The sequence below is a fragment of the Aquimarina rhabdastrellae genome, assembly GCA_947387485.1.
Taxonomy (GTDB): domain Bacteria; phylum Bacteroidota; class Bacteroidia; order Flavobacteriales; family Flavobacteriaceae; genus Aquimarina.
Map to the genome: position 1 here is coordinate 49,378 of CANDNT010000003.1, position 15,481 is coordinate 64,858.

The 15,481-nt window shown below is 33.3% G+C and carries 4 protein-coding genes; all 4 read right to left on the reverse strand.

The genetic code is table 11. The features are described from left to right. Positions 1-158: 158 nt before the first annotated feature. Positions 159-6,803, reverse strand: coding sequence for a DUF6443 domain-containing protein (locus ACYEKI_RS07715; protein ID WP_459210600.1), 6,645 nt, complete (start codon positions 6,801-6,803; stop codon positions 159-161). Positions 6,804-6,813: 10 nt separating this feature from the next. After that, entirely contained in the window at positions 6,814-10,323 is a 3,510-nt protein-coding gene (locus tag ACYEKI_RS07720) for a hypothetical protein (protein WP_459210601.1), read from the reverse strand. Positions 10,324-10,472: 149 nt separating this feature from the next. Then, entirely contained in the window at positions 10,473-12,200 is a 1,728-nt protein-coding gene (locus tag ACYEKI_RS07725) for a porin family protein (protein WP_459210602.1), read from the reverse strand. Positions 12,201-12,229: 29 nt separating this feature from the next. Continuing rightward, the gene (locus tag ACYEKI_RS07730; RefSeq protein WP_459210603.1) at positions 12,230-15,256 is read right to left on the reverse strand and encodes a tetratricopeptide repeat protein; all 3,027 of its coding nucleotides are present in this window, start codon (positions 15,254-15,256) and stop codon (positions 12,230-12,232) included. Positions 15,257-15,481: the final 225 nt, after the last annotated feature.

Here is a 15,481-nt window from a genome sequence, read left to right on the forward strand (position 1 = left end):
ATAAAAATAAGCATTTTTGATTTTCTTTTTATGCTTTTATGTTTTTAGCGTTTGTTATATAACTACAAAAAGCAGTCACCTATTTCTAGAGGACTGCCTTTTCAAATTTTTAATTAGATACTCATTATTACTAAACAGTACACCAATGAGTAGCACTTCTAATTACCTAAGACACGATTAAACCATGCTTTTTTCACATATCTATATGGTTTTTCACTAGTTTTTTGATCACTATATTTTTCTTTATATTTATTATAGTTCTTTACTGCTCCTTTAACAATTCCATCTATAGTTCGTTGATCAGTTTGCATTGTTAAAGGATCTCCCATAAAGTTGTTTTCCCAACCATCATCAGGAGCAGAACTCTTTGAAAACCAATTATCTGAATATCTATCCTTTAATCCTACCAAATGTCCAAACTCATGAGGATATATCGCATAATTCTCTCCAATATTGAGCTCTTTAGAATACCATGTTCCTGTATTTCCTATTATACCACTAACCTCTGATCTACCTTCTTCATTTTTTACTTCTATTAAATTATCTCCTTCTTTGAGTTCTGTAGTTCCTTCATCATATACTTCAACACTTGTTTCAAATTTAACATCATATTCCCCTCCTTCATCATCAGTATACACAAACTTATTATAATCACCAAATAACCCCTCTATTGCTTTTTGTATTTTATTTGCTTCTTTCGTATTAGCTCCACTTCCATAAATATAAATTTGAGTGGTAACTGTAATAACATTATCTTTAATTGTAATTACCGTATCTTTTCCATCTGGATCTATCATAAGAGTGGGGTTATTTAATACATAATTATATGGATTAATTCCAAAATAACTATCAGAATGAGGATCTATTTGTAACATTCTACCAAGAGTTGGATTATACATTCTAGCATGATAATCATACCAATCTAAACCTAATTCTTCGTTATCTTCTTTACCATTATAACCATAATTATGTTTACGTCCTGAAACTAGACTATTATAACCCTTTTGAACCATTCCAAAAGGATAATAATTCTTTTCTTCTTTGATCTCTGTATTTTGATCTATAGTACCATTATTATCTAGATCTTGATATGATACTCTAATATTTCCTAGATGGTCTTTATATTGGTAAATATAATCAAAAGTTTCATCTCCTTTTGGTTCTATATAGCCTTCTGGATGATTAAAGAACTCTAAATTCCCATTCTTATATATATAATTACCTGAATACTCGGTTATGGTACTGTTACTACCTTCGGTTGCAATTTTCTTTTGCTTGATTCCTGTGGCATCGTATACATAGCTAATGTTTCCGTTATGTTCGGTATTAGCAATGTTTACTCCTGTTGGTAGGTTTAAGTGGTTATAACTGATATTGGTAATTCCTTTGTTATGATCAATTACCATATTTCCATTTACATCATACTCATATTCATTTACTGTCTGAGTATATTCCTTAAATCCAAAAGGTTGTGTTACGGCATCGTTTACACTTAATAGTTTGTTTCCTGTATCATAGCTATAGGTTAAATTATCCATCACTCCAAAGCTTGTCACGGCTTCGTTTAAATGTCCTTTTCGCTCTAGACGTAAGATATTCCCCATCTTGTCATAGCTTACGTTACTTAAGTCATAACGTCCGCTATTGCTAATTGCTTGAGTGATTCTGTTTAAGGCATCATAGCTGTAGGTATAATGTCTTAAGGTGTTATCATTAGCTGTTTTCCAATGCGTCTCACTGATATTCCCGTTAAATAAGGCTGTTGCGCCTTGCTCTGGGGTATCATAGTTAAGCCTAAACCCAAACAGGTCTGTTCCTAAATTTTGAGTGTCATTGATCTGTTTTAACCATCCGCGTACGTTATAGCTATAATCTACACTTTGCAAGGCTGCTGTTGCGGTTGTTTTTCCTCCTACATCTTTTCTAATCAGTTGTCCTAATTCGTCATAGTGGTTGCTTAGGATACGTTCTGTAGGTAGTTCATTGATCTGTTGTTCTTGTGTCAATAAGCGTCCCATATGATCGTAAGTAAACACATCTGTTGTACATAGGATTTTTCCGTCCTTGATATGCTTGGTAAAGGTCTTTAATGGTTTTCCTACAAAGTCTAACTGCGTTAGTGTCCATGTATCTGTGCCTAGGTATTCATTCTTTACTAGGTTATCCCATAAGCGTCCTTTTTCGTCATAATAATTAGTCGTCGTTATCCATTTATCGGTATCGAGTACGCGTACTTGTCCTACTGTTAGTAATCCTTTTACCGCTGTTGTCGCTGTCATTCCTTCCCAAGTTAGGTTGGTTGTTCCTGGATCTAATGGTGGAATGCTTCCTAATGCATAATCATCGTAATAATTTACAGTTAGTAGTGTCATTCCTGTTGTTGGGAATGCATTCTGGGTATAGTAAAAACTAAATCCATCTACTTGCTGTACAGTTGTACGTGCTTCCCATAAGGTAGTGCTTTGGTTCACTACTGTTTGTAAGGCTGCTCTATCACGACTATCATTGATCTTTCCTGTATAGACTACACGTCCTAAGGCATCGTATTTGGTAAATAACCAAATACCTTGTGCTTTTAGATTGGCATCTTGGCTTAATACGGGTTGGTCTAGTTTGTTATATACGATCGTTTCCCATCCTTTTCCTGGGATTTTCTTTTCGATCAATCGATTTCTATAATCGTATTTGTATTGATAGCAGAGTTCGGCAAGCTCACTCTGGCTTACGCCATCTGTTGTTGTTACCTTAGGTGGTAATACATAGGTTAGGTTTCCGTAATCATCATAGACATAATAAGTATCATGAGCTACCTGATTATTATACGTACGTTTTAAAACTACTTGTCCTGTTTTGTTTTTAAACTCTTCTGTGGTATGGTCTTTTCCTTTACTATAGCTCCAGTTTTCGTCTCTGATAATGATTTTACTTAATTCTCCTGCCGCATAACTTCCTATTTTTATCAACGTAGGATTTCCATTAATGATATCTACATCAAAGTCAATAACTTCGTCAACCACATTGGTATGATATGCAGTTTTGATGGTATGGTTTTTAGAAACTTTCTCATCATAATCATCAATCACTGGAATTAACTCTTTTAAATCAATACTTATAGTTGTATCTAATCCTGTAAGAGGTTGTAATGTTTCTGTTGTTGATGATAAAACAAAATCATTATTTATTAGTTCTAATTTATAGGTTGTTTGATTTCCCTGATTATCTATTAAAAACCCTAAATCCAAATATTCTATAGTAGGAAAAGTGTTCACTCTATCAATTACTCCTAATGTTAATGGTTCTGGCTGATTTGATAATCTTAAAAAACCTCCTTTAATAGTTAATGTAAAAATATTTTCTCTATTAATCTCTACTAGAACTTGTCTCTTACCATCTTCTTCATCTTCTTCTGGTTGATCTCTTTCTGGATCAAAGAAATCATCCATAAACCAGTGTTTCTTTGTAGGCCCATAATAAAACTCTGGCATGTCTCTATACGTTACATTGATCAACTCTACATTTTTAGGGTCATATTGCCATTGTTCTCCTGGTGCTGCTTGTTCTATTATTCTATTAAATGGTGATGCTTCATAAACACTTTGCGAGTACGCATTTACTTTTGGAGTTATTAAATGTGCAAAATCTTGAGCATATTTCGTTTTATAATAGGCTTGTATATCTTGTTGGACATCTACATTTTTATAACTTCCTGCTATTACTCCACTTTCAAAAGGTAAGTATTGCTTATCTTGTCTTCCTAGCTCGTCATATGTAATATGTGTTACTATATCTTTTTTGCTTGGACTAGCTTTGATTCCTATCTGTTGTTTTGCTCTTCCTAATCCATCAAAATAGGTAATACTCTCGATTACATCACTATTTGTCGCGTTATCACTAGTTGAACTTATTGTTTCTTGCTTAGGTGTTTGATAAGCTCTCACATATACATAATTCTCATCACTTAATGTAGGTGCTATATAATAATCTAATGGGCATCCTTGCTCTGTTCCTGCTACATTAGGGCAATTATCATCTGCATTTACTACATAATTAACAGGTTGTTCACAAGCTTGTTGTGCTTCATTAGGGTCTCCATATCCATCTCCATCTATATCTGCATACCATGTACTTGATTGATTAACGGTATAATTAATTGCTTGGGCAACACTCCAACATCTAGAAGTATTATGTCTAGCTCTTAAATAATATATATTTCCAGTAGTTCTGGTTACACTTGTACTACTATTGGTGATATCTGTTCCAGTAAGGGTATCTTGCCAATAATACGTTACATTATTAGGAACTGTTGAATATGTCAAAATCGTTTGACCACATTGCTGATCTATAGCCACTGTTGTAGGTATGTCTGGAGTTTCTTGTATGGCATAAGTTGCTTCTCTCGCCGTACTCCAACACCCTTGATTATTTCTTGCTCTTAGATAATACGTATTACCAGTAGTTCTTGTGATCGTTGCATTACTATTAGTTGTACTTGTACCACTTGAATTACTCTGCCAATAATATGTCACTCCGCTAGGTGGATTACGTCTGGTAAGGATACTTTGTCCACACTGATTAGCTACAGTTACAACTGGAGGAACAGCTGGATTAGTTTTTACAGTATAAGTCACTTCTCTCGCTGTACTCCAACATCCTTGATTATTTCTTGCTCTTAGATAATACGTATTCCCACTAGTTCTTGTGAGCGTTACATCACTATTAGCTGTACTTGTCCCTGTTGAACTACTTTGCCAATAATACGTTTCTCCACTTGGTGGATTACTTCTTGTAAGAACACTTTGCCCACACTGATTAGCTACAGTTACAATTGGAGGAACAGTTGGATTAGTTTTTATAGTATACGTTACCTCTCTCGCTGTACTCCAACATCCTGTAGTATTATCATATGCTCTAAGATAATATTGTGTTCCGCTATGACGTCTTATCGTACGTTCATCATTTGTTCTGTCTGTTCCAGTTGAACTACTTTGCCAATACACTTGATAACTATTCCCTACTGGGTTTTCATGTGTTAGCTCTGTATATCCACAATAATTATCTATAACCGCTATTGTTGGTGTAACAGGTGTATTTTTAATCGTATAGTTAATAGTCCTTACTGTACTCCAACACCCTTGACTACTTCTTGCTCTTAAATAATAGGTATTACCACTAGTTCTTGTGATCGTTGTATTACTATTAGCTGTACTTGTTCCAGCCGAACTACTCTGCCAATAATATGTCACTCCATTTGGTGGGTTACTTCTCGTTAATACACTACTACCACAATTATTACTTACTGTTACTGCTGGTGGCATAGCTGGTACTGCTTTAACACTATATCTTATAGTTCTTGCTGTACTCCAACACCCTTTACTATTTCTAGCTCTTAGGTAATATGTACTACCACTAATTCTTGTAATACTTGCCTCACTATTAAATGTACTTGTTCCCGTTGAGCTATTCTGCCAATAATACGTTACGCCACTAGGTGGATTATTTCTTGTTAATACACTACTGCCACAATTGTTATTTACTGTTACTGCTGGTGGTGTAGCTGGTACTGCTTTGATACTATAACTTACGGTTCTTGCTGTACTCCAACATCCTTGGCTGCTTCTTGCTCTTAGATAATAGGTATTACCACTAGTTCTTGTAAGCGTTGCATTATTATTGGCTGTACTTGTTCCACTTGAATTACTTTGCCAATAATATGTCACCCCGCTAGGTGGATTACTTCTTGTTAATACGCTATTACCACAATTATTACTTACAGTTACTATTGGTGGCGTAGTCGGTATAGTTTTAATGCTATAATTTACTGCTCGAGCTGTCCCCCAACATCCTTGACTGCTTCTTCCTCTAAGATAATATGTACTACCTGTAGCTCTTGTGATCGTTGTATTACTATTAGCTGTACTTGTCCCTGTTGAACTACTTTGCCAGTAATAGGTCACTCCGCTAGGCGGATTATTTCTTGTTAATACACTATTATTACAATTATTATTTACCGTTACTGCTGGCGGTGTACTTGGTACTGCTTTAATACTATAATTTACTACCCGAGCTGCACTCCAACATCTTGTGATACTATTATATGCTCTTAAGTAATATCGTGTTCCACTATAACGTCTTATCGTACGTTCATTAGATGTTTTACTCGTTCCATTAGGATTACTTTGCCAATATATTTGATAGCTACTTCCTACTGGGTTATTATGTGTTAATTCTGCATAACCACAATAATTATTAACTGTAACTGCAATTGGAGTACTTACTGTATTCACTGTATAACTAATCGTTCGTGCTGAACTCCAACAACCTGTATTATTTAGTCTAGCTCTTAGATAATATGTACTACCGCTAGTTCTAGTAATACTTACTGCACTATTAGCCGTACTAGTACCACTTGCACTACTTTGCCAATAATAGGTTACACCACTAGGAGGATTATTTCTAGTTAATGTTGTTACTCCACAAGTATTGCTTACGGTTACTGTACTTGGGTTGCTTGGTTTATCTTCATCTATACGTCCATCACAATCGTTATCGATCCCATCACATAATTCTACTGCTCCTGGGTATATAGTTGCATTGCTATCATTACAATCTGTATTACTTAATACATATCCAGGTGCTGCTGTTTTTCTTTGATCCACCAATAATCCACTATTGGTTCCATATCCATCCCCATCGGCATCTCGATAATAGGTCGGTTTATTTCCTCCATCAGGAAGCAAAATCTGTCCCCACATACTCCCTGTACATAACAGCAGTATGAGGTATATATATTTATTTATTTGCATCGTTTTTTGATTAATTTTTATAGTTGTATTGATATTCTGTTATAATATTTCCGTCCTGATCTTTTACTTCTTTTACTCGGTGTAAATTGTCATAACTATAGTGCATAGTATAACCTTTAGGATCTACCATCTTTAACACACCTACTTGTGGCTTATAACTATAAGTACTAATAAAAGCTTGTGGTAATCTTTCCCGTATCTTATTTAATTCACTTAGTAATACCGTTCCATCTAGGTTTTGCAATTCTGCAATACTTACTTCTAACAATGCAATAGCTTCTGCATAGGTTGCATTTTCTATTTTTGCTACTGGATATTGGTAATTGTATCCCCATATCACTGCTGTTGGTGTTCCTTTTATATCTTCTGCTGGAGTTGCTCCTTCGGCTATAATGGGGTAATATTCTAATAGGTTTCCTTTTGCGTCATATTTACTGTACTTCATTCTTCCTTCTAGTGGCGCTCCACCTTTGGCTTGTAATTGTTTTGCTGGCTTAAACAACTTATCGTGATATATGCCTGGTAAAGATATCTCTGTATAATCGGTTTGACTATGCGTTATTAATATTCCGTCCTTTTTGGTTTTGGTTGCGATTATAGGAGTAATGATATTAGCATCTCTTACCATTGAAGAAGCTATCCCACTTGAGAAATCATAACTATAATAGTTTTCTTGCTCTATAGTACTACCCTCACTGTCAACCGCTATTGTTTTCTTTAATTGATTTTTATTATCATATTGCAGTTGTTGTACACTTTGCATTTCTTCTGGATAATATTGCTTGGTAGTTATTCTAGAAACTAAATACCTTGTATCTATTTCTTTATATAAATCATATTTATAATATTCTCTAAAATCATACTCATCAGGATTTAGTATAGCACATTCTCCTTCTCGTTTTATTTTATATGCTAATTTTATACTTTTGGGGTGATTAGGATTTGAATCAAAAGAACCATTAAATATACTAACTGTTTTATATTCTCGCTCCTCTTGTTGCTTAATGATTTCTTCTTTATTTTTTTCATCATATTCGTAGATATGTTGTGTAAGTAACCTTCCCATATCTTGATCTACTCCTTGAGGTACTATGGGATACACATCAAAATTTCTTACTGTATATCCATATGTACTTTCTGTATATCCCTGTGGATAAACAAGTTTGTATGTTGAATCATCAAAATTCCACACACCTGTTCCTATGTAATTCAATACTCCACCATCTGTTAAAGGCATTATACATTCTCCAGGTACATTACAATCAGATCTTCCTGTTAACGCTATTGTTTTTTTATCTTGATAGGTTCTTACTTTAGTATATATTACAGGAACTCCTTGATTAAGATTCAAGCGATTATAAGGCATTGAATTATAATTATTTCTTGTCTGTTCACTTATAATAATTCCTGCTCCTCCATTTGTGGTATTACTTCCTACATTACAACAATATGATAACCTATATTGATTACTTGCTATAGCTATTTGCAATTCTTTTCCTGAAGAATATCCATCTTCGGCAACATAATCATAATATCTCGTGGTTGCTCTTTGTGATTCACTACTGTAATCTGTAATTGATTTGATTCGTATACCTCCTACTTCTTCACTTAAAAACTCAGGTGTTTCTTCTCCATTTGTTCTCGGAGCTTTATAAAAACGTACGCGTAAGCGTCCTTCAACTTTTTTTCTGTTTTGATCTGTCCATATACTAAGTCTATAAGTTCCTGGTTTGATCTCTATTTTTCCTCCACTAGATCCACTCACTCGTATGGTCTCTGTATTAGGTACGGTATATTTATCATCAATCTCTTCATACAAATGTGGACACATAGCTGGCACTTCATCACTATTTATAGCGCGTAATTGTGTTGCTAAAGCATCATATTGAGTTGAAGATGCACAAGATCCTTCTCCTGCTACTCGTGTCATTGATATTCCTGAAAAAGAAATACCTACCGAGGTAAGTTCATGTTTTATCTCTGCTATAGTTGGCTCTGTAAATGTATATGTATATGATACTTCTTTACGTTGTGGTTGTCTTGTGGTTTCATCTGATTTAAATTTTAAATCTATCTCCCAGTTAGGTGCTAAGTTTGCATTGTTTTCTATTACTTCAGCATAAGGCTTCTTTACCGTATTTTGTTCGTATGCAATTTCACTATATCCTTTGGTAGGATAAATGATTTTTTTTAATGCACCTGCACTTGCATGTGTAAAGCTAGGTCTCTTATCTGCTTTATAACTTGTTCCTGCTACATTGACACCATACTGGTTATTTTTTCCATTATAAAACCCCCATAAGTCCTGCTTAAAGGCATTGGCATTTTCATTATTTAAAAAACCTGGTATTTGATTTTTATTTTGATATTCAAAACTATAATAGTGCTCTCCATTTCTGGTGATCTGCTTGAGCATATCTCTGGTTCCCTCATAGTCCAAACTATAATTCCAGACAATTGTATTACTAAATTTATCTACTACATATATTCCCTCATAGAGTACACGATCATTACTTCCTTGTGCTATTAAATTTCTACTAAAAGACACCTTACTGTTAGTACCTTCTATTCTACTTAGCAGTTTTCTGGTAATTTTTGTTTTAGAAACTCCATCTGTATAAGTAGTAAGTTGAGTTGGTAATCCATTCCCACAGGTTATTTCTGCTTCATTTGTACTCCCTGTAGCATAATAATCATAACTAATATAGCTATCATTATTATAACTAAAATTTAAGGTTTCTCCATTAGGATAAATTACTTCTGATAATTGCCAGCTTGATACATTATGGGTAAAAGCATCGTTATATACATTGTAATTTCCTCCATAAGGTTCATTTAATTCTTGCTCATAAAAACGATATTTTATTCCTTGATCATCGGTTACTATAAAGCCATTAAATTCTATCTTCTTTGAAGTCTTCCAATCAAATTCAACGATATAATTATGTTCTGATAAATATACTGGACTTTTATCTAATCCTACTTTAAACGAAAAACTAATACCATTTACACTTACATAATATTTATCTGCTTCTCCATCTAAATCTCCATTAATAAGTTGTCTTGATATCTCTTCTGTTAATAACGTATTTCCATATAAAAAAGGATTTACTAATCGTTCTCGTTCTTCTCGTATTCCATAATAACCATTAGGATGTTCATCAGGGATTCCTCTAACTTCTCGAGTAACCACTCCACCTGCATTTAAATTCCATCCTAAACCTGTAATTGATGGTTTATCTTGATAGATCAAACCTTTAAAGTTATAGCTTAAACTCACTGGCCAGCTATACCCTCCTATACTAGAAATATTGTAAATAGGTATGGGAAAGTTCATTTGTCCTGTACTTAAATTTACAGGAACATTACCATAGTTTCCTAGACTTGCCGCTTCTGGAGATACCGGAAAAGGTATCAGGTTAACATCCCTTTCTTCACCCGATCCTGCGTCTTGAGCATACATTATTCCGCTTATGATACACACCAATAGCGTGCACCACAGCTTGCTGTAGTGTTTCATACTTGTTCGTTTTTTTTGATTAATACTTTATTAAGCTACAAATTTACGGAAAAACCTTTTTTTTAACAAGTCTTAACATTATTCTGAAATATAAAAAGCGCTCAGTAAAACTGAGCGCCTTTTAGTTTTGATTCTTTTATCTATATACTTTAGAAATCAAATTTATAGGTTGCTCCTCCCATAACTTGTAATCCTTGTACTGGATAATTATTCCATTTGTTATAGTCATCTCCTAATAGGTTATTTCCTTTTATAAATGCAGATAAGCGATCATTAAATCGATATCCTACATTGATATTGGCATCTATATAACTATCTACTGTAACTGTTTGTGGTGTTACTACTAATGTTGTATTGAGTATATCTTTTCGCTCTCCTACAAAAAACAATTGTGCCCCAGCATACCATTTATCTGTGATCTGATAATCTGCATTTAAACCTGCTTCAAATTCTGGTAGATTCCATGCTTCTTCTTCTCTATCTGTACTGTAACTATAGTAAGTTCCGTTGATTCCTAAAGTAAATTTACGATTGAGTTCTACTTTGATTTCGGCAAATCCTTTAAAGGTTGTGATATCATCATATCGATATGAGAATGAGTTTCCGTATTGATATCCTTCTGTAGGTGTAATACTCATTGCGTTATTAACAAATAGTGCTTTATTATCTTCTGCTACATAACTTCCTCTTAAATTATATAGCACTCTATTTACTAACTTTCCTTTAATTCCTAAATATGCATCGTATTGATTGTGCGTAGATGTTAACGATAGATTAGGAGATACATACGGATTTTGTTGTACCGCATCTCTATAGCTATTTTGATACAGGTCACCTTCTATTCCTCCATACGCGATTGCTTGATCGCCTGATAATCGATATGATCCTGAAATTTTAGGATAGATATAAAAATTATTTTCTCCATTTTCAATATCAGAACTATAATATACGGCTGCTCCTAACTTTAATGTTAAGTTATCTCTTAACACCATAAGATTAGGACTCACTCCTAAGTTTAAAATACTATATGTATCTACTGTTGTATTAGGAATAACAGTATCATAGCTTCCGTTAAGGAAATCCACAATTACATCTGTTTTTATCAATTCGTCTGCTACTTCTATTTCAAAAGTAGGTTTTGCCTTGATATGGTGTTCTACCGTACTCGTTGCATCTCCAAAATAACGGTAACGTAAACTCGCTTCTTTAAAAAAGGAATCTTCTAATTTTAATTTTCCTCCTACATATGCTCCAAAATAACTTTGAGCAGGATCGATTGCTTCTATTTCTTCTTGAGTACGCACTGGTAATGGTGGTAATCCGTACCAATTGTATAATTGATGTTCTGCTCCTACTTCTATTCCGTATGCCAAATCTCTTGTTCGAGAAGTATAATTTAGATCCAAAGAGGTATTGTAAAATTTGTCATCTAATTGAATATCTTGTATACCACCTTGAGAAGAGTTATGATGTAAATACACTCCTACATTATCTGTTCTATCAATTTGAAAATTACTGTAAAATTCGGCTAAAACCGAAGTAAAATTACCAAAACCTAGTGTTGCATAATTATCAAATAACGGAATTCGTTTTGCTTTTTCAAGACTAACTGCTTTTCCTTTTACGGGAGTATAGGTTGACGCTACTGGAACCGAAAAAATACTGTATCGCAGTGCTTTGGTATTCTTGGTAATCGAATCATCAAATACTGGTGATGCTTTTACTTTAAAAGCATCGCTTATGGTAGGTGTATACGCTTTTACAATGACTACGCGTTCTGTACCTATGTTTTGTTGCTCTTCTTCTTGTGCTTGTACTACTCCTGCACTTAAGCCTATAAAAATAGTGAGAAGTATATATTGAATATATTTAGTCATATAGGTTTGTTTATTTTATGCTGTGCTTATTAATTATCTTCTGTAGTTTTAATAGAAGAGTTCGTTTTTGCTTCTTCCGCTTTGATTTTTTTCAACTCGGCTTTGGCTTCAGTAATTACATCTGGATATGCGGTGAATTTTTTAATGACTGTTTCAAGAATATAAGTTGCTTGATAAGCATCTTTTAATCCATAAAAATTCTTTGCCATTAACATCAATCCTTTTGCTCCATATAGCTTATAACCTGAATATTCTTTGGCTAATCGCTGTATTGTTTTATTTGAAGCCTCGTATTGTTTCTCTTTTGTTTTAAAATAAGCATCATAATATAGTGCTTCGGCAGCTAGTTCTCCAGTAGCTATTTTACTCACTTCTGCATAGGCTTCTTTTGCTCTATCTTCGTTTCCTGTTTGTATCGCTGATCTCGCAATAAAAATCTGCGCATCACTCTTTATCGCATTTTCTATTTTAGGATTTTCTAAAACCTTTTCTGCGTACACTACAGTTTCTTTATATTTAAATAACTGGTAATATGACTTCATTAAATTAGATTGTGCAAAAATGATATTTTGAGGAAAATCTGCTACTTTTTCTAAACGTTCTAATACTGGAATTGCTTTTTCATAAGCTCGCTTCTCTAACAGCACTTGAGATAACCTTGCTAGTGCTTGTTCTGTAAACTCATTACGTTCTTCTTGTAACACATATTCATAATGTGGTATAGTTGCTTCTTTATCTCCTTGTATATAATAAATCTGTGCTAAATAAAAATGACTTTTTAACGCATGTAATCCTTTCGGGAATTCTTCAAGGTATTTAGTAAATCCATTGATCGCTGCATCATAATTGTTATCGTGGAATTGCTTTTCTGCAGCTTCATATCTTGTATTGTCTAAATCTGCATCTGTAACCTCAACAAAATCCAATCCTTTTACCCAATTAGTATACTCGTCTATTCTACCTAAATCCACATAAATCAATCGTGCTGTATTTACTGCTTGTATCGCTTCTTCTGTTCCGGGATATTCGGCTACTACTTTTTTAAATTTCGCTAAAGCTTTATTCCCCTCGTCTCCATTGTAATAGATCAATCCTTCTTTTAATAAGGTTTTAGGTACATAAGAACTTCTAGGTAATTCTGTTATCAATTGATCATAAGTAGCAATTCCTTTTTCGGTTTGATCTTCTGCTATATATACATTTCCTAATGCGTATAAAGCATCGTCTCTATAAGTAGATCGTGGATAGTTTTTTAAAAAGGCATTAAGGTCTTCTATCTTTCTATCGTTTTTATTTACAAAACCATAACTAATTGCTTTTTGATAATGTGCATAATCTGCATCTGCTCCTCCTGCTTTGATGGCTTTGTTATACGTTTCCATTGCAGGCCAATATTGACTCGAAATAAAATGACTATCTCCTAATCGTAGGTATGCATCTATTTTTCTTGTTTCGTCTATACCTCGCTTACTACTATACTTTTTAAAATGTTCTATAGCTTTATTGTACTCTTTCTTTTTAAAGTATGTATATCCTATTGCATAATCTATAGCTGCATATTCTCTAGTTTCTGTAGCTCCTGAACTATTTGCAAATTGTTTAAATCCTATTAATGCTTCATCATATTTATTTAAAAGATATTCGCTTTCTGCTTTCCAATAAATTGCTTTTGCTGTATACTTAGAATCTCTTTGTTCTGTTAACGATTTATCAAAATAGATAATTGCTTCAGGATAATTCCCTTCGTTATATAATTCTGTACCTCTAAAGAACGCTACTTTTTGATAGACTATTTTATCTTCAAAATTGCGGCTATTTTCTAATAGTTCCATAGCTTCTTTATAGTTCTTTGAAGTAATATAGGAATCGATTAATAATGATTGTATCTCTTCTGTATGTTCTCCTTTTTTATATGCTTCAAGATAGTTTGTTAATACTGTAGGTACGCTTTCATACGAGTTCCCTACTTCATAACTAAGTTTTGCATAATTATAAGCTGCATCATCTTTGATCTGCATATCAAAATCCATTTCTGATGCATTGCGAAAGGCATTTAATGCTTGCTGTTTTTGGTCAGATTTTAAATAAGATTCGGCTAAATGATAATAAGCATTTTGAGCAATACTATTCTTTCCATCAATAATTTTATTGAATTCTGAAATAGCACTTAAATAGTCTCCTTGTTTATAATATGCGTACCCTAATTGATAATAATCTGTATTATTCCACTTTCCTTTAAATCCTTTGTATTCTTTTAAATATGGTATTGCTTTGTCATATTCTCCTAAATTAAAATAACTCTCTCCTATGATTTTATTTAATTCTGATTTTTCATTAGCTTTTTTTGTATTGGGTAACTGGCGTAATCCTTCTGTGATTGCTTCTTGAAAATTTCCAGATTTAAAATTCATATCACTCTGGAAATATGATAAATTTTTATTGTATTGTTCTAGATCTTTTACTTCATCAAATAATTTATTGGCCTTTTCATAATTATCTCCTTCATAAGCAATGAATCCTAAATAATATTTAGCTTGTGCTCCATAAGTTTCACTTTCTTGTACTAATCCCAAAAACTTTTCGGCTTCGTTAAATCGTTGTGCCTTAAAGTTTGCATATCCATTATTGAAATTAAACTTTTCTTTATCTGCATTGCTCATATTGCTTTGATCTACTCGATCATACCATTTACGGGCATAGGCATAGTTTCCGTTTTCGAAATAATAATTTGCTACATCTATAAAAGCAGAGTTACGCTTGATACTTGTAGGGTATTTTTCTACAAAGTCTTCGATTAACACATCTGCTTCTTTCTGATTAAGCCAGATAGCACAATTAGCGATATAATAGGTACAGTCTGAAGCCACTTCTTCATCCTTTGTATGCTCTTTTACTTTATCAAAAAGTGTTTGTGCTGCTAAGAATTGTTTGTTATTATACAACTCAATCGCCTGCTTATATTGCACTTGATCATGAGTATAGATTGCCGATTGTTGCGCATAGACAGAGGTACATAGTCCTACTGCAACAAGCATCGTAGTGATGTGTTTATTCATTTAATTCAGATTAATATCAAAAAAGTAGTAGTATCTTATTCCGTTATATTACAAATTTAACTTCAAAATAAATGAATCTCTTTTTAATAACGAATTATTTTATGGTTAATTACATGCTTTATTTTCATCATTACTGTTTTTAACTCTTTTTTAATTTTTTTGTCATTTTTTTCCTCCTATAAATCTCAATTCTCCTTAAACTTTTTACTTTTACAGTACGTTAAT

Bases quoted from the DNA above. Each gene is read 5' to 3' on its own strand.
- ACYEKI_RS07730 (WP_459210603.1), bottom strand. From the start codon at position 15,256: ATGAATAAACACATCACTACGATGCTTGTTGCAGTAGGACTATGTACC.
- ACYEKI_RS07720 (WP_459210601.1), bottom strand. From the start codon at position 10,323: ATGAAACACTACAGCAAGCTGTGGTGCACGCTATTGGTGTGTATCATA.
- ACYEKI_RS07725 (WP_459210602.1), bottom strand. From the start codon at position 12,200: ATGACTAAATATATTCAATATATACTTCTCACTATTTTTATAGGCTTA.
- ACYEKI_RS07715 (WP_459210600.1), bottom strand. From the start codon at position 6,803: ATGCAAATAAATAAATATATATACCTCATACTGCTGTTATGTACAGGG.